This is a genomic window from Rhodoferax sp. GW822-FHT04A08 (assembly GCF_058801025.1).
Map to the genome: position 1 here is coordinate 124487 of NZ_JBXAMW010000007.1, position 21967 is coordinate 146453.

The 21967-nt window shown below is 57.0% G+C and carries 21 protein-coding genes and 1 pseudogene; 10 read left to right on the plus strand and 12 right to left on the minus strand.

Annotated elements, in window-relative coordinates:
- Positions 1-98 precede the first annotated feature (98 nt).
- The 6 genes from AC1RMF_RS15115 to AC1RMF_RS15140 form a co-directional block, all read right to left on the minus strand.
- Positions 99-1121, minus strand: a complete 1023-nt coding sequence (locus tag AC1RMF_RS15115; RefSeq protein WP_342620152.1) for an SIS domain-containing protein — start codon at positions 1119-1121, stop codon at positions 99-101.
- Positions 1122-1168: 47 nt separating this feature from the next.
- Complete coding sequence (locus AC1RMF_RS15120; protein WP_342620153.1) at positions 1169-2077, minus strand: glucosamine kinase nucleotide-binding domain-containing protein; 909 nt, start codon at positions 2075-2077, stop codon at positions 1169-1171.
- Positions 2074-3216, minus strand: a complete 1143-nt coding sequence (locus AC1RMF_RS15125; RefSeq protein ID WP_342620154.1) for an ABC transporter ATP-binding protein — start codon at positions 3214-3216, stop codon at positions 2074-2076. The genes AC1RMF_RS15120 and AC1RMF_RS15125 overlap by 4 nt, the downstream gene beginning before the upstream one ends.
- A 10-nt stretch (positions 3217-3226) precedes the next feature.
- Positions 3227-4081 (minus strand): carbohydrate ABC transporter permease, encoded by an 855-nt coding sequence (locus tag AC1RMF_RS15130; protein ID WP_342620155.1) that lies wholly within the window; start codon positions 4079-4081, stop codon positions 3227-3229.
- A 15-nt stretch (positions 4082-4096) separates the two neighbouring features.
- Positions 4097-5011 (minus strand): carbohydrate ABC transporter permease, encoded by a 915-nt coding sequence (locus tag AC1RMF_RS15135; RefSeq protein ID WP_342620156.1) that lies wholly within the window; start codon positions 5009-5011, stop codon positions 4097-4099.
- A gap of 92 nt (positions 5012-5103) precedes the next feature.
- Positions 5104-6351 carry an ABC transporter substrate-binding protein gene (locus tag AC1RMF_RS15140; RefSeq protein ID WP_493142472.1) on the minus strand — a complete coding sequence of 416 codons (1248 nt, stop codon included), beginning with the start codon at positions 6349-6351 and terminating at the stop codon, positions 5104-5106.
- A gap of 284 nt (positions 6352-6635) precedes the next feature.
- Between AC1RMF_RS15140 and AC1RMF_RS15145 the strand changes: the two genes are divergently transcribed.
- From AC1RMF_RS15145 to AC1RMF_RS15155, 3 genes are read left to right on the plus strand one after another with little or no spacing between them, the layout of a single operon-like run.
- Positions 6636-7910, plus strand: coding sequence for an ABC transporter substrate-binding protein (locus AC1RMF_RS15145; RefSeq protein WP_342620158.1), 1275 nt, complete (start codon positions 6636-6638; stop codon positions 7908-7910).
- Between the two features lie 13 nt (positions 7911-7923).
- Positions 7924-8643 (plus strand): response regulator, encoded by a 720-nt coding sequence (locus AC1RMF_RS15150; RefSeq protein WP_342620159.1) that lies wholly within the window; start codon positions 7924-7926, stop codon positions 8641-8643.
- Positions 8630-10111: an ATP-binding protein gene (locus AC1RMF_RS15155; protein ID WP_342620160.1), complete on the plus strand. Its 1482-nt coding sequence runs from the start codon at positions 8630-8632 to the stop codon at positions 10109-10111. Before AC1RMF_RS15150 ends, AC1RMF_RS15155 begins: the two co-directional genes overlap by 14 nt.
- Here AC1RMF_RS15155 and nagA read toward each other — a convergent pair.
- The 3 genes from nagA to AC1RMF_RS15170 all read right to left on the minus strand — a co-directional run bounded on the left by nagA (position 10104) and on the right by AC1RMF_RS15170 (position 13011).
- A complete protein-coding gene (nagA, locus tag AC1RMF_RS15160; RefSeq protein ID WP_493142474.1) occupies positions 10104-11264 on the minus strand; it encodes an N-acetylglucosamine-6-phosphate deacetylase in 1161 nt (386 codons plus the stop codon). The genes AC1RMF_RS15155 and nagA overlap by 8 nt on opposite strands.
- Before the next feature lie 23 nt (positions 11265-11287).
- Positions 11288-11995 carry a GntR family transcriptional regulator gene (locus AC1RMF_RS15165; RefSeq protein ID WP_342620162.1) on the minus strand — a complete coding sequence of 236 codons (708 nt, stop codon included), beginning with the start codon at positions 11993-11995 and terminating at the stop codon, positions 11288-11290.
- A gap of 215 nt (positions 11996-12210) precedes the next feature.
- A complete protein-coding gene (locus AC1RMF_RS15170) occupies positions 12211-13011 on the minus strand; it encodes an AraC family transcriptional regulator (protein ID WP_493142476.1) in 801 nt (266 codons plus the stop codon).
- 103 nt (positions 13012-13114) lie between these two features.
- Between AC1RMF_RS15170 and AC1RMF_RS15175 the strand changes: the two genes are divergently transcribed.
- Positions 13115-14335 (plus strand): MFS transporter, encoded by a 1221-nt coding sequence (locus AC1RMF_RS15175; protein WP_342620164.1) that lies wholly within the window; start codon positions 13115-13117, stop codon positions 14333-14335.
- A 125-nt stretch (positions 14336-14460) separates the two neighbouring features.
- Here the strand turns inward: AC1RMF_RS15175 and AC1RMF_RS15180 are convergent.
- Both AC1RMF_RS15180 and AC1RMF_RS15185 read right to left on the minus strand, forming a co-directional pair.
- A pseudogene (locus AC1RMF_RS15180) lies at positions 14461-14550 on the minus strand (XRE family transcriptional regulator); the annotation flags it as partial.
- 392 nt (positions 14551-14942) lie between these two features.
- Complete coding sequence (locus AC1RMF_RS15185) at positions 14943-15863, minus strand: LysR family transcriptional regulator (protein ID WP_493142478.1); 921 nt, start codon at positions 15861-15863, stop codon at positions 14943-14945.
- A gap of 117 nt (positions 15864-15980) precedes the next feature.
- Here AC1RMF_RS15185 and AC1RMF_RS15190 point away from each other — a divergent pair, with 117 nt between their 5' ends.
- The 6 genes from AC1RMF_RS15190 (at position 15981) to AC1RMF_RS15215 (ending at position 20295) form a co-directional block, all read left to right on the plus strand.
- Complete coding sequence (locus AC1RMF_RS15190) at positions 15981-16601, plus strand: cytochrome b (protein ID WP_493142479.1); 621 nt, start codon at positions 15981-15983, stop codon at positions 16599-16601.
- Between the two features lie 42 nt (positions 16602-16643).
- On the plus strand, positions 16644-17219 hold the full coding sequence (locus AC1RMF_RS15195) for a YceI family protein (RefSeq protein WP_493142481.1): 576 nt from the start codon (positions 16644-16646) through the stop codon (positions 17217-17219).
- 57 nt (positions 17220-17276) lie between these two features.
- A complete protein-coding gene (locus AC1RMF_RS15200) occupies positions 17277-17852 on the plus strand; it encodes a YceI family protein (RefSeq protein WP_493142482.1) in 576 nt (191 codons plus the stop codon).
- Positions 17853-17896: 44 nt separating this feature from the next.
- Positions 17897-18505 carry an FMN-dependent NADH-azoreductase gene (locus AC1RMF_RS15205; RefSeq protein WP_493142484.1) on the plus strand — a complete coding sequence of 203 codons (609 nt, stop codon included), beginning with the start codon at positions 17897-17899 and terminating at the stop codon, positions 18503-18505.
- A 33-nt stretch (positions 18506-18538) separates the two neighbouring features.
- Positions 18539-19126, plus strand: coding sequence for an NADPH-dependent F420 reductase (locus tag AC1RMF_RS15210; RefSeq protein WP_493142485.1), 588 nt, complete (start codon positions 18539-18541; stop codon positions 19124-19126).
- A gap of 125 nt (positions 19127-19251) precedes the next feature.
- Positions 19252-20295, plus strand: coding sequence for a pirin family protein (locus tag AC1RMF_RS15215; RefSeq protein ID WP_493142487.1), 1044 nt, complete (start codon positions 19252-19254; stop codon positions 20293-20295).
- A gap of 656 nt (positions 20296-20951) precedes the next feature.
- Here the strand turns inward: AC1RMF_RS15215 and AC1RMF_RS15220 are convergent.
- Positions 20952-21842: a LysR family transcriptional regulator gene (locus AC1RMF_RS15220; protein ID WP_342620174.1), complete on the minus strand. Its 891-nt coding sequence runs from the start codon at positions 21840-21842 to the stop codon at positions 20952-20954.
- Positions 21843-21967: the final 125 nt, after the last annotated feature.

Here is a 21967-nt window from a genome sequence, read left to right on the forward strand (position 1 = left end):
TCGAAGTACGTCAAGGGCTGCTTCAACTAGCGCTCTTCTCGAGCTGGAATTGGTCTACGCGGCGGCAGTGGAAGCCTCCGCCAAAAGTCAGACTGCCCCTAGAGCGTGGATGTGATCTTGGAAAGATGCCGTGGGGCGTCAGGATCAATCCCGCGCGCGCGCGAAACTGCCTCAACCAGCAGGTAAAAGGACTGTATTGCCACGATCGGATCAAGGTCCGGAATATCTGCCGTGGCCAATGTCAGATCACGTTCGGCAACATCATCAGGCGCGGCGAGCAGCACGTTGGCGCCTCTTTGGCGCATATCTCGCGCGACTTGCAGGAGGCTGGCCTGCGCCGGGCCACGCAGTGCAAAGATCAAGATGATGTACCCCGTATCTACCAATGCCATGGGTCCATGCTGTACTTCGGCACCACTGAATGCTTCGGCCTGAATGCCACAGGTTTCCTTGAACTTCAGCGCCGCCTCATTGGCAATTGCCAGACCCGGACCGCGACCGATGACCAGCAGGCGGTCAGCATCCCTCAGTGCAGGCAGGGCGCAGCTCCAGTCCAGGGAGCAGGCGGTGGCCAAGGCTGAGGAAATATTCCGCAACCCGGCTATCAAATCGAGATAGCCACCCCAGACCGCCGCAAGACGTGCCGCCGCGACCAGTGAGCAGATATAGCTTTTGGTCGCTGCAACACTTTCTTCCGGGCCGGCATGCAATGCCAGTGGCCATTGCACCGCATCTGCGAGCGGAGACTGTGCGGCGTTTACCAATGCCACGGTCGTTGCACCCGCATCGGTAAACATTTGCATGGGTCCATACAAGTCGGGACTGCGGCCGGACTGCGATACCGATACGGCCAGCATGCGCTGATGTGCAATGGGTGCCCGATACAGCGTCATCAGGGACATTGGCAATGACGTCACCAGCTGACCCGTGCGTGACATCACCAGATACGAAAAATAGGAAGCAGCATGATCCGAGCTTCCACGCGCAATGGTCACAATGCCGGTGGGTGCAGAGCCGCGCAACGCGGCTCCCAAGGCCTCATATCGGTCAGTGTCCAAAGACAGTTGCAAAGCTACCTGAGCGGCCGAGGCGCAAGCCTCCTGGTACATCTTGGTTGTCATAAGAGAAATGGATGAAAGGAAGAGCGAAGGCGTATTTATTCACGCAATCAGAATGTCTTGAGCAGCAATTGCGCTGCCCCTTGCATGGCGTCACCTTGTGCACGGGCGATGCGATCGGTGACGGAAAGCGGCAGTCGAGAAACGAGCTGCTGGCCAATGCCTCCAGCAACGACCAATGGAAGCGTATGTCGGTGATCCAGTGCCTCTGCCATGGTGCACAGACTGTCCACGGCCAGCTTGATCAGGTCTTGCGCGGCGGTGTCCTTAGACGCCATGGCAAAGACCAGAGGGGCGCAAGTGGCGTAGGTGTTCTGGTTGGCTTGACCGCACCAATTCAATAATGCTGCGCGACTGCCACCCACATGCTGCAGGATGGCCTGCGTCAGCGCGCAAGGATCCCTGCGACCGTCAAGCGCCTGTTGTGTCAGGCGTATGGCGCGAAGTCCAAGATCGGCTCCGCTGCCTTCATCACCGCTGGGAAAACCCCAGCCACCCACGGTGCGCAGAGCACCATCGCCATCCTGGGCCATTCCGATGGCACCAGTGCCGCAGATGATGAGCGCGCCGGCGGACCCTGCATGTGCGCCATGTAGCGCGGTGAGTGCGTCTGAGTGCAAGTCCACATGCGGGTAGCCAGGATTGGTCCGCAGTAGGTCGGCCGCCCAAACGGGATTGTTGGCACCAGCCAGGCCCAGTCCCAAAGCGGTGTTCGTCCGGATGGGTTTCTGCCAATCGGGGTCGAGATCCGCTGGAGTCGCCGTCTGTATTGCGCATGCGATGTTTTCCCAGGCTTGGGCGCTACCCTGCATCAGTCCTGAAGCGCCAGCGCGCCCCTCTCCGACGAGTACACCACTTCGATGCCAGACCCGGGCTCTTGTACTGGTTCCGCCACCATCCACGGCTGCCAAGTAACTGATATTTGCCGGCAAGGATTGCGGCACTGCCAGCGTACTCATCTTGTGTGCGCGGCGCGCATGTTGCCGGGATTCAGACGCAAGCAAGCAGTGCCATCTACCCGGAAGAGATGCAGTGAATGTGGCGCCGCCCGAACAATTAAATGATCGCCAAGGTTGACTTCCACGTTGCCGTCTCCGCGCAGTATCAGGTCCTGTCCGTCATCGGTGCGGACATACAGCAGATTCGATTCACCCAGGTGCTCAACCAGGGTGATCTCGACGTTCAGCAGCAGATCGTTGCCCACCGGGCGTGCATCGGCGGGCAGTACTTCACAGTGCTCCGGGCGCACACCAATCTCCACCGTCTCGCCAGGCTGAAGCGAACTTGCTTGAACGGTAGCAAACGCAGTGGCGCCATTGCCAAAGCGAACCTGAACGCCTTGCGCATTCACATCAATCACGCGGGCCGGTAGCAAATTGATCGTCGGTGAGCCAATGAAAGTGGCAACAAAGCGGTTGGCAGGCTGCTGGTACAGCGTCAGTGGAGTGCCTGCCTGCTGTACGCGCCCTTCGTTGAGCACCACGATCTTGTCGCCCAATGTCATGGCCTCAATCTGATCGTGCGTGACGTACACCATGGTAGCGGCCAGATCCCTGTGCAGGCGCGCCAGCTCGATACGGGTCTTGGCGCGCAGTGCCGCATCCAGATTGGATAGTGGTTCGTCAAAAAGAAAGAGGCGTGGCTCACGCACAATGGCGCGTCCAATCGCAACGCGCTGTCGCTGTCCTCCGGACAGCTCGCGGGGCAGGCGTTCGAGCAAGTGGTCTATGTGCAGTACACGCGCGGCCTCACGGACACGGCGGTCAATATCGCTGCGGCTGGCTCCGTGCAACTTGAGGCCGAAGGCCATGTTGCGGTACACATTCATGTGCGGGTACAGGGCGTAGCTCTGAAACACCATGGCAATGCCACGTTCGGCGGGTGGCAAGGCGTTGACCACCTGGTTGCCAATGCGGAGTTCGCCGCTGCTGATGGACTCCAGGCCGCATAGCATTCGCAGCAGTGTGGACTTGCCGCAGCCGCTGGGGCCCACCAGTACCACGAGTTCGCCGTGTTCAATATGCAGATCCACATCCTGCAGGACCGGTGGATTGTTGCCATAGGACTTGGTGAGTTTGGAAAGGGTAACGCTTGCCATGGTGTGTACCTTATTTGACGGCGCCCGCGGTGATGCCGCGAATGAGTTGACGGGAGAAGATTGCGTAGAGGCTTACCACTGGAACAATGGCGAGCGAAAGGGAGGCCAGCACGGCATTCCAGTCGGTGGCGTACTGCCCCACAAACTGCTGGATGCCCAGCGTGATGGTCTGGGTCTTTTCGGAAGGCGCCAGAATCAGCGGGAACCACAGGTCATTCCAGATCGGCACCATGGTGAAGACTGCGACCGTGGCTATTGCCGGCCGCACCAAGGGCACTACCACCTTGAAGAAGATGCGAAATTCATCCACCCCGTCACAGCGCGCGGCGTCCTTGAGCTCGCTTGGTACCTGCGCCATGAACTCCGAAAGAATCATCACAGCCAGAGGCAGGCCTTGGGCCACATATACCAGCACCAGCGCCGTCAGCGTGTTGACCAACTGCAGTTCCACCATCAGTTGCAGGATGGATACCGTGCCGAGCCGGATCGGAACCATGATGCCGAAGGCGAAAAAGAATTTCAGCCAACGGTTGCCTGTAAATCTGTACTCCGTCAGTGCCCAGGCGGCCATGGCGCCAAACAGCAATATGAAGAACAGCGAGGCGACCGTCACTGCAAAGCTGTTGCCAAAGTAGTGCATCACGTCCGAGCGCCCCAGTACTTTGGTGTATCCGATGAGCGAAAACGTGTCGGTGGTTGGCCAGGCCAGCGGGTCGTTGAATATTGCGTCGCGGCTCTTGAACGAGTTCATTAGTACCAGCAAGACGGGCAGTAACGCCAGCAGTAGGTAAGCAATCAGCGTTGCGTGAACAAAGACGCGGCTGGTGTCAAACCGCGGACGAATCAGATGGGATGTGCGGTGCATAAACGAGTCCGGGGTTCAAAGTGCAAAGCGCTGCAGACGGCGCTGAACGGCCAGGAAATACCCAGCCACACCACACAGAATGACCAGGAACATGATGGTGGCTACCGCAGCCCCCATCGTTGGACTTGCAACTTGTGACTGGTAGCCAAAGAAGGTCCGATAGAACAGGGTGCCCAGGATGTCGGTGCTGTAGTTGGGGCCGGCCATGGCACCCTTGACGGTATAGATAAGGTCGAACGCGTTGAAGTTGGCGACAAACGTCAGAATGGTGACCAGGCCCAATGTCGGAAGAATCAGGGGCAGGCGGATGAACCAGAAGATGCGCCATGGTGTGGCCCCTTCCACAAGTGCCGCCTCCACGATGTCTTCCGGTATGGCAATCAGTGCGGCATAGATCAGCATCATGGGAATGCCGATGTACTGCCAGACTGACATCAACGAAACTGTAAACAGTGCGCTGCTTTCCAGACCAAGCCATGGCTCGAACCAGTCACCCAGACCAAGCAGTCCGAGCAGACGCTCGGACACTCCCCACAAAGGCGACAGGATCAGTTGCCAGATAAAGCCGATGATCACGACCGAGAGCAAGGTCGGAAGAAAGAAGATGGTGCGGTAGGTGGCAGAAAAGCGCACATTCTTCAGTGACAGCAGTGCTGCCAGGAGGAGTCCAATGGGATTCTGGAAGACCATGTGAATGCCAAAGAACTTGAGGTTGTTGGCCATTGCATTCCAGAAGGCATGCGACCACTGTGGGTCCTGCAGAATGGTGATGTAGTTGTCCATTCCCGCGAAGCTGCGTACTCCGTTTTCATTGGCGGTGTACAGCCCCAGACGCAGGGTGTCCAGCAGTGGAAAGGCACTGAACAGTGCGTAGATGCACAGCGCCGGCAGCAGAAACACCGCCACACGCCATGAGAAACCCGATTGCATGGGGGACTCCCTTCAGATGGAAACTTGGGTGCCATATCCAGCCAACTCGCGCGCCCCAAGAGGTGCGGGAGTTGGCTGATCTTCAGGAAGGCCTACTTGGCGGCCGCGTACCACTTGGCAAAGCCAGTTTGAATCTGGGTCGCCGCTTCCTTGGGCGACATCTTCAGATTGATGACCTGTGAGCCCACGTTCCACAGTTCGTTTTCCATGCTGGGCGTTCCACGACTCATGATCTGAGCGTTCAGGCGGATCGTGCTTTTGCACTGATTACGCCAGCTGATCATCTCCTTGGCTACCGGGTTCTTCACGTCAATCTTGTGGTTGGACAGCGAAAAGAAACCTGTGACCTTGTTGGTATAGAGGTCCGCAAACTCCTTGCTTGCCAACCAGTCCAGAAAGACCTTCGCATCGGCCTTGTTGGGGCTCTTGCTGTTGATGCCCATGGCAATGTCGGTGTGATCCGAGATGTAGCAGGTGTCGCCCGCCTTTTGCACCGGTGGCTTGAACGCGCCGAAGTCCACCTTGCTGTTCTGTTCGAAGTAGGAGATGTCCCAGGAGCCCGCAGGGTAGATGGCTGCGCGGCCGGTGCCAAACAGATTTTGGGAGTCACCGTAGGTCTGGGCTTGGTAGCCCTTTGGCAGATAGGGGGCCCACTTGGCCATCACGTCGAAGGTGCTGACGAACTCGGGATCGGTGAACTTCTTCTTGCCCGCGATCAGCGCCTTGCGACCTTCCTCACCCTTCCAGTGGTTGGCGCCAATGCTGGTGAATACGATCTGGTTGGTTTCCCATTGGTCTGCAGTGCCCAATGCCAGGGGAGCGACCTTGCCAGCAGCCTTGATCTTGTCCAGGACACCAAAGAATTCGGCTTCGGTCTCCGGTACCTTGAGGCCCATCTCGGCAAACACCTTCTTGTTGTAGAAGAAGCCATGGATCACGGAGGCCATCGGCATGCAGTAGGTGGATTTGCCATCGTCCGTTTGCCATGCCACCTGCGCGGATTCGGGAAAGTTCTTCAGTCCGGGTGCGCCGTTCAAGGCGTCGATCTGCCCTTTCTTGAACAGATCCAGCGATACATCGAATGGGCGGCAAGTAATCAAGTCTCCTGCAGTGCCAGCGGTGAGGCGTGCATTCAGTGCCGAGTTGTATTCGGGTGGAGACGTGGGAGCGAACTTCACCGTGATGTCGGGATGGATCTTGTTGAATGCCGGTAGCAGCACATCTTCCCAAAGGGTCTTGTCGTCCACGCGCCAGCTCTCAATGGTGAGATTGCCGGCATGGGCCAAGGTGTTGCAAAGAATCAAAGCACTTGCGGCGACAAGGCGTAGGTTGGATTTCATAACGCACGTTCTCCAAGTTGTTGAGGGAGTGAACTGAAGGTTTATGCAGCGTCCACTGGATGCGCCTACCCGTCAGTGCCGCGGAGGTTATGCTGATACCCATGTAAGCTCAAATGCGCCGCAGAGAGCTCGAATACATTGCGTAACGCATTGATTTGATTCAATAAATTTATGTTTATCACGGCAGTGGCTGACAGGTTTTTTAACGCGCTATCCAACGTTCCCAATAAGGCAACGGTCATGCCTTCGTCTGCCTGCAACATAAAGTTACAAAACGAAATGAAATGAAAGCCTCTATTCGCGCCTGGGGTTCGCTGGTGTTCGGGTTTTCCCTTGCACTGACGGCGATTGCGGTTATGGCGCAGACCCCGGGCACATCGGTCGATGTGTTGCACTGGTGGACGTCCAGCAGTGAACGGCGAGCTGCTGACCAGCTGGCCAGCCAGCTCGCGCTCGCGGGTGTGCAATGGAAGGACGCCGCAATTCCCGGCGGTGGTGGCATGGCCGCAGTGAAGGTGCTCAAGAGCCGTGTGCTGATGGGCGACCCTCCCGATGTTGCACAGTTGATCGGGACCACGCTCACGGACTGGGCAGACATCAAGCTTGTTTTGCCACTCAATGGTGTAGCGCAGCGGCAGCGGTGGCAGAGCGTCCTGTTCCCCACGGTGCTGGACCTGGTGACCTACAAGGGTGACGTGATCGCGGCTCCTTTGGGCATCCATCGCATCAATACGCTGCTCTACAACCGCAGGCTGTTCGCGCATATAGGACTTGCGCCACCGCGCACATGGGCCCAGTTTGAAGTTGCTGCGCAAAAGCTACAGCAGGCGGGCATTCGGCCACTCGCATGGAGCGACGAACCATGGCAAATTGCCACCGTCTTTGAGACCGTTTTGCTTGGCGAAGCGGGCCCTACCCTGTACCAGGATCTCATCGTGCGCAGGCATTCCGCTGCCTGGCTGGATCCGCGCGTGGAGCGGGCGCTTCAACGCCTGCGCTGGCTTCGCAACCTGGCAGGTGAAAATCCGCAGGAGCGGGTTTGGACGGAAGGTGCGCGCGAATTGATGAACGACACCACCGGCATGATGATCATGGGTGATTGGGCCAAGGGGGAGCTGATGGCGTGGGGCGCCAATCCCGCACGGGACTTCGGTTGCATAGAAGTACCTGGCACCAGTGGCATGCATCTGTACAGCATCGATACTTTTGCCATGCTGGTAAGCCCACGCCAGCGAGAAGCGGTGCAGGAGAAAATTGCAGAAGTGGTGGTCGGACCGGTGGCGCAAATCGCCTACAACCGCATCAAGGGCTCTGTTCCGGTGCGGCGTGATATTGATCCTTCCGTACTGGATAGCTGCGCGCGCCAATCGTGGGATACGTTTTCCAATCCGGCCAGCGCCCGGGTGCCAAGCCTGGCGCACAGAATGGCTGCTGACGAGAACATCAAGGATGCCGTGGCGCAGGCGCTATGGCGCTACCTGACTGACCCCAAAGGCGATACGCTGGAAACGCAGCGACGCCTTGCCACCATCATTCGTACTCCAGTTATGGAGCGCTAAGAAAGCCCGCGCCATGTCCCGAACCATATTGGTTGTTGATGACGATCTGAAGACCAGAAACCTGCTGAAGACCTATCTGGAGAAGCAACAGTACGCGGTGCGGGTTGCGCATGATGGTGCCAGCTTCATTGCCGAATTCGAGCGTGGCATGGAGGAACTCAGCCTGGTGATACTCGACGTCATGCTGCCCGACACCGATGGCTTCACGCTGTGCCAGACCGTGCGGAGGTTATCGAGCATCCCCATCATCATGCTCACTGCAAGCGCGGACGATACGGATCGGATCGTGGGCCTGGAACTGGGCGCCGATGACTACATTGCCAAGCCATACAACCCGCGTGAACTGCTGGCACGCATCAAGGCCATTCACCGGCGCATGCAGCTGGGAACACCTTCCGGACCCGTTCGCTATTTGCGATTTGCTGGCTTCACCATGGATCTGGTCGAACGGCTGCTCGTCGATCAAGGCGGCCAGACCATTGCGCTGACCAGCATGGACTTCAATCTGCTGCGCTTTTTTGCCGAGCATGCAGGAGAGACGCTGGAGCGCAGCCGACTGATGGAGCAGACCCGGGGACGCGACTTGGGGCCCATGGATCGCTCGCTCGACGTGCAAATCAGCCGCTTGCGCCAGCGTCTGCAGGACGATGGTAAGCAAACCGCCTTGATCAAGACCGTAAGAGGAAGTGGCTACGTCTTTTCAGCGGAAGTCTCACACCATGGCGATGCCTGAGGGTTCGCGACGCGGTTTGCGATTGCTGCCCGACAGCCTTCTGGGCCGTATCGTGGTGGTCATGGCGCTGGGTGTCATCTGCGCGCAGATGCTGGGAACCCTGCTGTGGGCACGCCAATTGCGCGAGAGCGCACGCGCCGAAGCATTGATTGCCGGTCAACACATTGCGCTGAACGCGGCTGGCAGCATCCGCTTCTTCCGCGATCTGCCGCCGCAATACCGTCCCTTGCTAATTGAGCAGTTACGCACCATGGGAGGGACACGTTTCTTTGTAAACGTGAACAAGTCGGAAGTTCCGCTGCGGCCAGTTGAAGGCAACACGCTGGTTGATGCCGTTGTGAATGTCATTCAGAGCGAGCTGCACAAGAACCTTGGCAATATCCAGACACCGTCTGTTGCCTTCGCCTGGCCCGAAACATTGCAGGTATCAGATGACGGCCGCACAGTGCAAGATCTGCCGGAGTCCTGGGTTGAGGCGACCTTGCTGCTGCATCCGCGCCCGGCTCCGGTATTGGTTGTACAGAGCGAGTTCGAGCCCGGTCGATGGCTGTTCCTTGCCGCTCCTATGCCAGACCCGTACTTTCTCGACAACGCCAATCCGCTCACCATTGATCGGGTGCTGATGCAACTGGTCACGCTCGCAACGGTACTATTGCTGTCGGTTCTGCTGGTGCGTGGGCTGATACTTCCCATCAACCGGATAGCGTCTGCCGCCAACGCATTTGGCAACGACATTGCGCCAGAGCCCGTTCCGGAAACCGGCACTGCCGAGCTGCGCCGTACGGCACGCGCATTCAATGACATGCAGGCCCGCATCCAGGGCTATCTGGTGGACCGTGAGCGGCTGTTTCTGGGTATCTCGCACGGGTTGAAGACTCCCATCATGCGACTCAAGCTGCGTACGGAACTTCTGGACGACGAGACTCTGCGCACGGAGTTCCATGAGGATCTGGATGACCTCGATGTAATGGTCAAGTCGGCTCTGCAAAGCTTGAAAGACACCGATATCCATGAGAACGTCACGCCAGTGCGACTGGACACTCTGCTTGAACGGTTGGCCAGGCGTCCTATTCATCCGGACGCCCGCGTGGAGTGTGACCTGCTGCCGGTTGCTGTGTTGGGCAAACCGCTTGCGCTGGAGCGCGCGCTAAGCAATCTGCTCGACAACGCGGTGTTGTACGGTAAGCGCGTGCAACTGCGCTTGAGCCGCATGGGGTCCAGTGCACTGATTGAGGTGCGGGATTTTGGGCCGGGTATTCCCGTGGCCAGCATGTCTTCAGCGTTTGAACCCAATGTCCGGTTGAGCCATGGACAGCAGCAGAACCGCGCAGGAACAGGCCTTGGCTTGGGCATTGCACGCAATATCGTTCAGGCGCACCACGGTGAAATACGTTTGCACAACCATGTGGAAGGGGGGCTGGTGGTCACAGTGATACTGCCAGCCATCGATGATGTTGCGACTAGCTGAACTTGTCGGCGTGTTGAAGCAGAGGAAGGCTAAGGCCATTGCGAACTACTTCCCCTTCCACCCAGACTTGCTGCACCTGCAAGTCGCGGTCGAGTATTACCACGTCGGCCCACGCGCCCGATGTCAGACGCCCCCGGTCATGCAGGCCGAGATGCTCCGCTGCATAGGTGGATACCCGCCGTGATGCGTCCTCCAAACGGAGACCTACAGCGTCCACCATATTGCGCAACGCGGCATCCATGGTGAGAACCGAGCCGGCCAAGGTTCCGTCAGCTAGGCGTACCCCGCCCAAACATTTGGTGACCGTGTGGCGACCCAGGCGGTAGTCGCCATCCGGCATACCAGCTGCAGCCGTGGAGTCCGTCACACAATAAAGCTTGGGAATGGCCCGCAGCGCCGCCCTGATGGCTCCCGGGTGAACATGCAACAAATCAGGGATCACTTCTGCATATTCTGCATGGCCCAGTGCGGCACCCACCATGCCAGGCTCGCGGTGATGCAAGGCCGACATGGCATTGAACAGGTGGGTAAAGCCGGTAGCACCGCAACGCAGTGCTGCCACGCCCTGTTCATAGCTGCCGGTGGTGTGACCCAGTTGCACGCGAATGCCCATGGCAACCAGTTCAACAATCATTTCCTGGTTGTTGCTCACTTCAGGCGCCAGGGTAAGCAGTCGAATGGGGGCGACGGAATGCAGGCGCCTGATTTCTTCGAGATTTGCGGGCCGAGCAAACGGTGGTTGAGCCCCGAGGCGGGCTTCGCTGATGTAGGGCCCCTCCAAGTGCACGCCCAGCACGCGCGCTGCGCCATGCATTCGCGCAGTGCACACGGCTGCGAGCGCGGCAAACGCGGCATCCAGATCTTCTTGCGGGGCTGTCATGGTGGTCGCCAGCAGCGATGTCGTGCCGTGCGCAGCATGCAGGCGGCTGACCTGTATTGCGGCATCACCGCCGTCCATGATGTCATGCCCCGAGCCGCCGTGCACGTGCAAATCGATAAAGCCCGGCAGTGCAATGGATGCGCGTGCAGCCCGAACAATGCTTTCATCAACGGCAATTCCGCTGATGGATTCGATTCGACCCGAAGTGTCAGTCAGCATGCGGCCCTCCAGGAAGCCGCGCGGCGTGAGAATGAATCCTTCAAATTCGGACATCGGAATCTCCAGTCAATGTGACTTCAAACACGCATTTCGGAAACGAAATCGTAGTAATCACTTCTGCAATAGGACTGCGTGATTTCTACGACGCAGCCGTTGGTTTCAGTGGCAACACGGCTGGCCCACAGCAATGGGGTACCTTGCGGAATCTGTAGATGATGGGCCATCTCTGCACTTGCGCCGATGGCACGGACATGTTGTGTAGCGCGTACAGGCGCACGACCCAAACGGCGCAAATACGCATACAGCGAGCCCTCCAGGCGCTGCGGCTGCGGCAAGATGGCGACAGGCAGAATACTCTGCTCCAAGGCCATACGCACACCGTCTGCAAGTCGGACGCGGTGCAGACGCGCGACGCGTGCGCCCTCTTCCAACCCCATCTTCTGACGCTCGTCATGGTTTGCCGGTCCTACCTTGCGCAACAACCACTCGGAGCTTGGCTGATAGCCGCGTCGCTCCAGCTCTTCGGTAAAACTGCAAAGACGCACTAGAGGCTGTTCCAGATAGGGGGCAATGAAGTTGCCCGAGCCCTGGCGCTGCACCACAAGACCTTGTGCCACCAATACGGCAATTGCCTTGCGCGCTGTAACGCGCGACACCTGAAGTGATTCCGCCAGCACACGTTCGGATGGAAGCGCCTGGTCAACGCTGTAGCGACCCTCGCGAATGTCTAGCGCCAGATCCCTTGCCAACTGCAAATACAGGGGAGAACTATCACTTGTGTCCATGGATATCACAACCGGTAGTTGGTGAATGTCAGTTAATAATACCACTTTAGTACCAGTTATTGAAAGCTCGTTTGATGGCAATATTTGCCGGTCGATCGGCGTACTAGCTACTCTCAGCGATTGCTACATGACGATCGTGCTTCTTCAGATACGCCACATGGCTGCCTTCAATGAAAGAAGCGTTGCAAAGGCGTCTTGCCCTGATCCGGGCTCGCCTAATCCTGCACAGCGGTGAAGAATTGGCTGGGCGTTTGCCCAAACTGCCGGCGAAACATGGTGGCAAACGCACTTGGGCTGTCGTAGCCCAGTGCCATGGCAACTTCAATCACCCTCTCGCCCGTAGCCAGCATTTCCAACGCGCGCAGAAGGCGTGCCTGTTGGCGCCACTGACCAAAGGTCATACCGGTCTCTTTCACAAACAGGCGCTGTATGGTCTTCACATCCACTGCCAGGCGCTGCGACCAATCGGTCATGGTGGAGGCATCGTGTGGGCGTCTTTGCAGACGTTCGCATATCTGCAGGAGACGCGCGTCGGTAGGTAGTTGCAGATGCAGTGGTAGCACGGGCAGGGCGCGCAGCTCGTCCAACAGCAGCCGCATCACACGTCCATCGTGTGTACCTGACGCATACGGCTGCTGTACAGCCATGGCAGCTGCAATCAGTTCGCGCAACAGCGGCGATATGCCCACGGCCTGCGTCTCGTCCAGCAGCTTGGGTGCGGCGTCGGGCATGACCAGAAGGCTGCGCATGTGCACCTCGCCAATGCAGCGAATTTCGTGGCGCATGCCAGCCAGCATCCAGATGGCGCGCGTGGGAGGCACCACCCAGCGCCCCGCCTCGGCCCGTACCACCATGACGCCTTGCACGGCATAGATCAGCTGATGCTTGCTGTGCTCATGCGGCTGTATATGCCAGCCGGACGGATAGTCGGTGGCCCGCCCCATGACGGGTGTGCGGGCCTCTTCTATCTCCCTGAGCGACTGCTCCAGGGCTTTGGGGCTGCGGGAATGGTCCATGTCCTTTTGGCGAAGGTTGTTGGTTTTTTGGCGCGAGGCGGACGTTAGCATGCTTTGCATAATCCGTCCTCGCCGTACTGATTTCCCATTTGAAAGTGAACGCATGACGACTAACGCCGCCAGCCTCGATGGCAAGCAAGCCCGCGCCGCCTCGCCCAAGGCCAAACCCACCTTCGCCATACTGGGCGCCATCAGCAGCGCCCACATGATCAACGACATGATGCAGTCGTTGATACTGGCCATGTACCCCATCCTCAAAGGTGAGTTCTCGCTGAGCTTCAGCCAGGTGGGGTTGATCACGCTGACCTACCAACTGACCGCCTCGCTATTGCAGCCGCTGGTGGGTGTGTTCACCGACCGTCACCCGCAGCGTTACTCCTTGCCCTTCGGCATGACCTCCACGCTCATCGGTCTGATGCTGCTGGCCTTTGCGCCCAGCTTCAGTTTTGTGCTGTTGGCAGCGGCATTTGTGGGCGTAGGTTCATCCGTCTTCCATCCGGAGTCATCGCGCATTGCGCGCCTGGCCTCGGGTGGACAGCATGGCCTGGCCCAGTCGGTGTTCCAGGTGGGCGGCAACACCGGCACCGCCATTGGCCCGCTACTGGCTGCTCTGGTGATCGCACCCTACGGCCAGCACAGCGTCGCATGGTTTGGCCTGGTCGCCTTGCTTGGCATCATTCTGCTGGTCGGGGTCAGTAACTGGTACGCCACGCACCACATGGCTGCAAGTGGGCGCAAGAAGGCCGCGGTCGTGAGCCCTTACCCGCGCAACGTGGTGATAGGTGCCATCGCCGTGCTGTTGATACTCATCTTTTCCAAGTATTTCTATCTCGCAGGCATCAGCAGCTTCTATACCTTCTACCTGATAGAGCACTTTGGTCTCACCGTTCAGGACGCACAGCTGCATCTGTTCCTGTTTCTGCTGGCTTCGGCCATTGGCACCGTGATGGGTGGGCCGATTGGAGACCGCATTGGCCGCAAGCCGGTGATCTGGGTATCCATTCTGGGTGTGGCTCCATTTGCTCTGTTGCTTCCGCATGCTTCCCTGTTCTGGACCACCGCACTGACCGTTGGCATCGGCCTGATTCTGTCCTCGGCCTTCTCCGCCATCCTGGTTTATGCGCAGGAACTGGTACCGGGCAAAGTGGGCATGATCTCCGGCATGTTCTTCGGTTTTGCGTTTGGCATGGGGGGCCTGGGCGCTGCGGTGCTGGGTGTCTTGGCTGACCACACCAGCATTGACTTTGTCTATCAGTGCATCGCCTACCTGCCGCTGCTTGGACTGGTGGCAGCATTCCTGCCCAAGAGCCCGCGCAAAGTCTAGGCAGAGGATCAGGGTGAGGATGTGGCAGAAGTGGCTTCGCTTATCTGAACAGTTTTACCCCAAGAGATAAAGAGACTGCGGGCGGGGTGAATTGATGCAGAGTTGTTCACGCCGCAAGCGGTGGGCAGCTCGGGGCGCCTGGAAATCTCGCGGACGGACATGCTTTCTCGCAATTCCCAACGCCTGACGCCATTCAATGTCGCCACGTTTATCACTCCTAAGTCCCTTGCTTTAAAAACTAGTAGGGTAGGTCCTACGTGGGTCACGTTTTGAATGGAAATTTTTGTCCCAGGTTTCGACGAAACGCAGCACCATAAAGCTGACGTTGGTGAGTACCTTCAGTGTGCCCTAAGCGGAATTCGGCAGCCACAAACTCGTAGCCGGAAACCGGACATTCGGCTTTCGAACTTCCGACAGATGCGGTGGGCGGCTGGAATGGGCTGAAAGAGCTACAAGCAAAAGTCCGCTTTTAGACCGGTCCCTTCGGATTTGTTGAGCAATCAATTTTGACCACTTTCGTTTCAATTCGACCCAGAGTCCTTCTGGGTATAAAGCTGCCTCTCTGTTGCTCAGCTCCGTCGGTCCGTGTGTCCGAGCAAGCAATAAATTAAATACTGAGCTGCTTTGTGTCGTTCGAATGCCATCCCTTGAGATGGTCAATAAACCACCGTCCCGCAGGTCCTGGAGGTGCCGCCGCTTGATGGACTGCAGACATTGGAAGGGGGTAGCCCGTGCGGGGCATGTCGTCTACATCCAAGGCAACCAGTTCTCCCACATCCATGTCGTGCTCAATCATGTGAAGAGGCATGCTGCCCCATCCGACACCGTCCTTGAGGAACGCGTACTTGGTTGACAAGTCCGCCAAACGCCAAGTGGAAGGGGACATCACGCCATAGTCCCGGCCAGCCATCAGCTCTGACCGGTCTGTGAGAACCAACTGCACATACTTTGCAAGTTCATGTCGCGGAATTCGACCCTTGAATTGGGCAAGCGGGTGGTTCGCGCAGGCCACTACAACCAACGGAATTTCACCAAGACGCTCACTCACAAGCGAGGGAAATGCGACAGGCAGTGCGGCCAGGATACCAACGCTGCAACGGCCATCCAGCACGGGTTGGTAGCCTGCCCCCAAGCCCTCCACAAAAAGTCTAAGGGGAGTGAAGGGAAATCGCTCTGCAAATGCCTTGACGGTTGCACTAACCACGTACGTCGGAAAGAAGACGTCAACAACGACAGACAACTCCGCCTCAAGCCCGGCAGCCATCAATTTGGCCCTGGCCTTCAAGGTGTTCACTCCGGATACGACAGCCCGCGCATCTGCCAGTAGCAGCACGCCCTCCGGAGTCAATTTCGGAAACCTCCCAGTGCGGTCGAACAGGCGCACACCGATTTGCTCCTCCAAGCTATTGACCCAACCACTCACTGCGGACTGAACACGGTTGAGCTTTCTGGCAGCAGCAGAAAAGCTCCCCTCATCAACAGCTGCAATGAACGTCCTTAGCTGGTCCAAAGAAACGCCGTCAAGCATCAAAACCTCCTTCTATCTCATATGAAGATAGTTCACATCTCAATATACCGTCTTTTCAGAAGTTGGATTGACCTGCATCATTCGTTCCCATCAAAGCATCTCATTAAGGGATATGACATGAATGCAATCCATCTGAATTCTAAGGGTCACGAAAGTCGGCTGAATACCTCAGTGAATAGAGACCCTGCGGCGGCGCCTAAGCGCTACAGCACCACAGCCATCGTGCTGCATTGGGTGCTGGCTTTGGTCATCGTGGCAATGTTTGGTGCCGGCCTGTACATGGCAAATCTGCCGTTCTCGCCGCTTCGTTTGAAGCTCTACAACTGGCACAAGTGGATTGGAATGACACTTTTGGCCCTGTCGGTGTTTCGCCTGGTATGGCGTGTCACCCATCGCCCGCCCGCACTTCCTGGACACATTGCGGTCGCCATGCCTACCTGGCAACACCATGTGCACCACGCCTCGCATACCGCGCTGTACATCCTGTTCTTTGCTGTGCCCCTGCTCGGATGGGCTTACAGCTCAGCCGTCGGATTCCCCATCGTCCTATTCGGCGTACTGCCTCTGCCTGACTTTGTGGCCGCCGACAAAGCCATGGCGGCGTTCCTCAAACCATTGCACCTGGCCACTGCCTACGCCCTGATTGGCCTGGCGCTGTTACACGCCGCTGCGGCACTGAAGCACCAGTTCATTGACCGCGATGGCCTCATAAGCCGGATGTGGTTCAGCAAACGTTAACACGCGTCACTTCCTCGTTCACCTCTTTTATTTGGAGTTTTTATGAAAACCTATCGTTTATTCATTTCCGCTGCAGTGACTATCTGCGGCCTATGTGCCGGGTCAGCCGTCCAGGCTGAGCAAAAGCTCGTTCAACCGCAAAGCGAAATTGTCTTTGTAAGCAAGCAAATGGGCGTGCCAGTTGAAGGTCACTTCAAGAAGTTTGACGCGCAAATCGCTTTTGAGCCGACCAAGCCTGAAGCCAGCAAGATTGCCTTCACGGTGGACATTGCCAGCGCCACGATTGGTGTGCCGGAAACCGATGCGGAGCTGCCAAAGGCGACCTGGTTCAACACAGCCAAGTTCCCACAAGCAACGTTCCAGTCCACAAGTGTCAAAGGACTGGGCGCAGGAAAATTCGAAGTCAGCGGCAAGCTCAGCATCAAAGGCGCTAGCCGTGATGTGGTGATTCCCATCGCGTTGGTACAGGCCGGAGCCACCACCACCGCAATCGGAACGTTCGCGCTCAAACGTCTGACTTTCAAGATTGGCGAAAACGAGTGGGCCGACACATCCATGGTGGCCGACGACGTTCAAGTCAAGTTCAAGCTCGCACTGACCGGCGTGGGCAAGTTGTGAGTTCCCTCGTTTTTCCCTTTTTCTCAACCTCTCTTTAACTTTTTCTGGAGATTTTTTATGCGTACTACCCTTATCGCTGCAGCATTGGCATCCGCCTCTCTTATCAGCCTGGCCCATGCAGAGGTTTCGACCTACAGCATTGACCCGACCCACACCTTCGTGACCTTTGAAGTCACCCACTTTGGTACATCCACCAACCGTGGTCGCTTCGACAAGAAGGAGGGAACCATCGTGTTGGACAAGGCTGCCAAAACGGGCAAGGTCGAATTGACCCTCGATACCAGCTCTATCAATACCGGCACAACCGCTTTTGACAAGCACCTGCAGGGCGACAGCTTCTTCAACTCAGCAGCGTTTCCCAATGCCAAATTCGTTGCCAACAACTTCAGCTTTTCTGGCGACAAAGTAAGCGAAGTGACTGGCCAACTCACGCTTCTGGGCAAGACCAATCCAGTCGTGCTCAAGGCGACTAACTTCAACTGCTACATCAACCCGATGCTCAAGCGTGAGGTGTGTGGTGGTGATTTCGAAACCACCATTGTGCGCAGTCAATGGGACATGGGCTGGGGCGTCAACCTGGGCATTCCTGACAGCGTGAAACTGGCCGTGCAAGTTGAAGCGGTCAAGCAGTAATCCATTCCAAATTCATTCACCTACACATTCTTTTGAGACACATCATGCAAATCCTACATCTTGACTCCAGCGTACTCGGCACTGCTTCCGTGAGCCGTCAACTCTCTGCCGGAATCGTTGCTCGTTACAAAGCCCTCCACCCGGACATCACCATCGTTTCTCGCGACCTCGCGGCCGACCCCGCATTGCACTTGACAGGCACACACATGGCAGCCTTTCAAGGCGCAGTCGTAGAAGACGCAACCATCACCGCGGATCTCCTCAAAGGCAACGCCTATATGGAAGAACTGTTCGCCTCGGACGTCATCGTCATTGGCGCGCCCATGTACAACTTATCCATTCCCACGCCGCTCAAAGCCTGGATTGACCGCATCGCAGTCGCGGGCAAGACTTTCCAGTACACCGCTACAGGCCCGGAAGGTCTTCTAAAAAACAAGCGCGCATTTATTGCTTCCGCACGCGGTGGCGTCTATTCTGCTGGAAGCCCTGCTGCAGCCATTGAGCACCAAGAGAGCTACCTCATCGGGTTGCTGGCTTTCTTGGGTGTGACGGATGTGACCATCGTTCGCGCTGAGGGCATTGCGTTTGGCCCTGAGGCCAAAGAGGCCGCGGTTACACGCGCACTCGCTGAAATCGAAGCCATCGCGGCTTAATCCCCAACTTTCAACTTTTTCAAGGAAATCATCATGACTTTTTCAATCATCGGTTCAGGCAATGTAGGCTCTGCCCTGGCCCGTCAATTTGCCCGCAATAACATTCCTGTTGGTATCGCCAACACACGTGGTCCAGACTCCATTGCGAAACTCGCCTCTGAGCTGGGTGGCGCAGTCACTGCCATGACGCTCCAGGACGCCCTGAAGGCCGACGTCATCATCTTGGCTGTTCCCTTCATGGCCCACACCTCGGTCGCCGCCGCAAGTAAGAACTGGGCAGGCAAGACCATTGTGGACGCGATGAACACGTACGGCGTGCCACCTGAAGTGATAGCCGGCAAAGCATCCAGCGATGTGGTGGCAGCAGCATTCCCCGGTGCCAATGTGGTCAAGTCCCTCAATCAATTGCCAGCTAAGCTGTTGGCTGCGTCTCCTACTGAAAGCGGAGGGAACCGCGTGATGTTCGTAGCGGGCAATGAAGCGAATTCCACCGCGGCGGTAGTGCAACTTGTCGCCAACCTGGGATTTGCGCCCATCGTTCTTGGCAAGCTTAATGAAGGCGGAGTTTTGCTTGAAAAGGGTGGCCCCTTGGTTTTGCAGAACCTCATTAAATTGGGCTAACCCAAGGTGTGGGAGCCATGGCCACATGGCTCCTATCCTCCATTTCGCGTGCAACGAATATCCAGAATTCTTACCACGCAGAAGAAGTGCACGAAGAGTGCCCGGCTTCCTGAACCCAAAATAAAATGACTTCTGCAATCATCAATGTTCAACCGCTTGGCTCGCACTGGGAGACCATTGACCCTTTTTTGGTCTGTGTCCATCACGTAGACAACTACCCTGCGGGAAACGGCCTGTTCGGACCCGATAGCCTTGAGGGGCGCAACTTGGAGGGGACGAATGGCTGGCGTATGTACCATGGGCGCACAGTGCCAGGGTTTCCCGCACATCCCCACCGCGGATTCGAAACCATCACCATCCTTCGCAAGGGGGTAGTCGACCACGCCGACTCTTTAGGCAACAGTGCCCGATTCGGCGACGGAGATGTCCAATGGCTTACCGCCGGCCGAGGCATTGTCCATTCAGAGATGTTTCCGCTCTTGAATCAGCTCGGTCCCAATCCGTTGGAGCTCTTTCAAATTTGGCTCAACTTGCCTGCCCGAAGCAAAATGGTGGAGCCACATTTCAAAATGTTCTGGGCCAATGACATTCCCGTCCACATGCCAAATGGTGATGACGGAAGTGTTGAAGTTCGATGTATCGTTGGTGCCCTGGAATTAGCCATCCCCTCTCGTCCTCCAGCGCCACCCGTTGATTCATGGGCTGCTGAGCAGAATGCGGATGTGGCTATCTGGACCATCAAAATGGCGCCAGGGGCGAAGTGGACCTTGCCAGCGTCCTTGGTCAAGCTGACACGAAGACAGCTGTTCTTCCATAAGGGAGAAAGCATGACCATAGACGGAAGTTTCGTGCGGGCTGACTCGGCAATTGAAGTCCATTGTTCCGAGAAACTTCAGTTAGTCAATGGCTCCGAACCCAGTGAGCTCTTAATGTTGCAGGGTAGACCTATTGGCGAACCAATTGTTCAAAGTGGACCGTTTGTAATGAATTCAGCCAGAGAAATAGAGCAAGCCTATGCCGATTTTGAACGCACACGATTTGGCACGTGGGACTGGCCAACAATTGACCCCGTCCATGGCAGAGAGAAGTCAAAATTTGAGTCCCCCCAATCACAAGAAAACTCATTTGTCACGCCATCTACATCACTTGGGCGGCACTGTATCTCGTGATACTGCACTTGTGTTGAAGGACCGCTTCTTGCCCTGGGAACATCCCATACGCAATGTCACCTCAGTTCGGCACATGGCACCTGATTAGTTAAAGGCGTAGACCGGTAGCCGAACGGTGAACGTATTGCCAAAAAGCGGACATGGGCAAATGACCACTTCTGGTCGACTCCTGAATGAGAGGCACCAAATCGACCTTACCCAAAGCTGCCGTTCAAATCAGATTGCCAGATTGCTGACCTTGGCGAGTAGCGCCAGTGTGCCCATTGCGGAAGTCCGAGGCCAAGATTGCACTAGCCGCAAACCGTATTCGCTTGATATTGAAATCTGTCGAACGATCTTACGACGTTGATGCTGCCAGTTTGGATGACGTGCATTCAGCGAGAAGGAATGTTGCCAAGACAAATTTCGATATTTCCACAGCGAATCTTGAAATTGCGTGGGCAATAGTTGCCTCGGCTAGAACTCTTGGTGGGCCAATAGCTGATTAACGTTTGAAATATGCTCATTAGAGCTTCGGAATGCGACCCGGCGCAGTAACGTCGCAACTGTCTGAACATAGTGACAGGAGAGGGACTGTATGGAACAGCCAAACTCTGCCCAATGGCATAAATTCATGCCGCTATTAAATGGAAGAATGCGGCCTGGAAACGTTGTACTTACCAAGGCAGCGTGGCGAATCGTTCCACCAAAAAATCCAGCAAGGCGCGCACGGCGGGTGACAGGTGTTTGCGCGAGGGATACAGCGCGTAGATCGCCATGTCGGGCAGCTTCCAATCGGGTAGCACCACTTGCAAGCTGCCATCTCGCAAATACATGTTTGCCTGATAAGTTGGCTGCAACGCAATGCCTCCGCCGGTGCGTGCGGCCCAGAGCAAAGCCGTTGCCTCATTGGCGCTGAAGTGGCTGGCCACCCGGACTTCGCTGGTCTCTGCACCACGCCGAAGCTTCCACACGCTTTTGCCAAAATTGGCGTAACTCAAGCAGCGGTGCGTGGCCAGGTCGGCAGGCGTCTGGGGCACGCCATGCTGTGCCAGGTAGGCAGGTGATGCCACCAGTACCGAGTGGCATGGCGCCAGCACGCGGCCAATGAGAGATGGGTCCGGCTCTGCACTGATGCGAATGGCCAAGTCAATGCGCGACTCGATCAGGTTGAGCGCGCCCTCGCTGGCGTTGAGATCCATCTTGAGTTGGGGGTGTTGTTTCAAGAAATCCACCACGGCGGCTGCCATCTGCGAATAGGCAAACGACATGCTGCAGGTGATGCGCAACTGCCCGCGCAGGGTGTCTCCGTGGTTGCTGCTTTCTTCTTCCACGTTTTCCATCAGTGCCAGCATTTGCTGGCTGCGTCGCAAGCAGTTTTCGCCCGCGTCAGTGAGGGTCACGCTGCGCGTGGTGCGCTGCAAAAGGCGCGCGCCAAGCCACTGCTCCAGTTCGGCTACATAGCGCGTGACCATGGCACGCGACATGTCCAGTTTGTCGGCCGTGGCACTGAAGCTGCCGTTGTTGGCTACTTCTACAAACACCTGCATGGCAGTCAATCGGTCCATATTTGCTCTATTAATGAAACAGTAATGGCCGGATTATGGGATTTATCTGTGCGCCCATTGAAACTAAAGTCCAAACCAACGCTGCAAAGCGTCCCCGCCAATCCATCTGACCCATCCACAGGAGT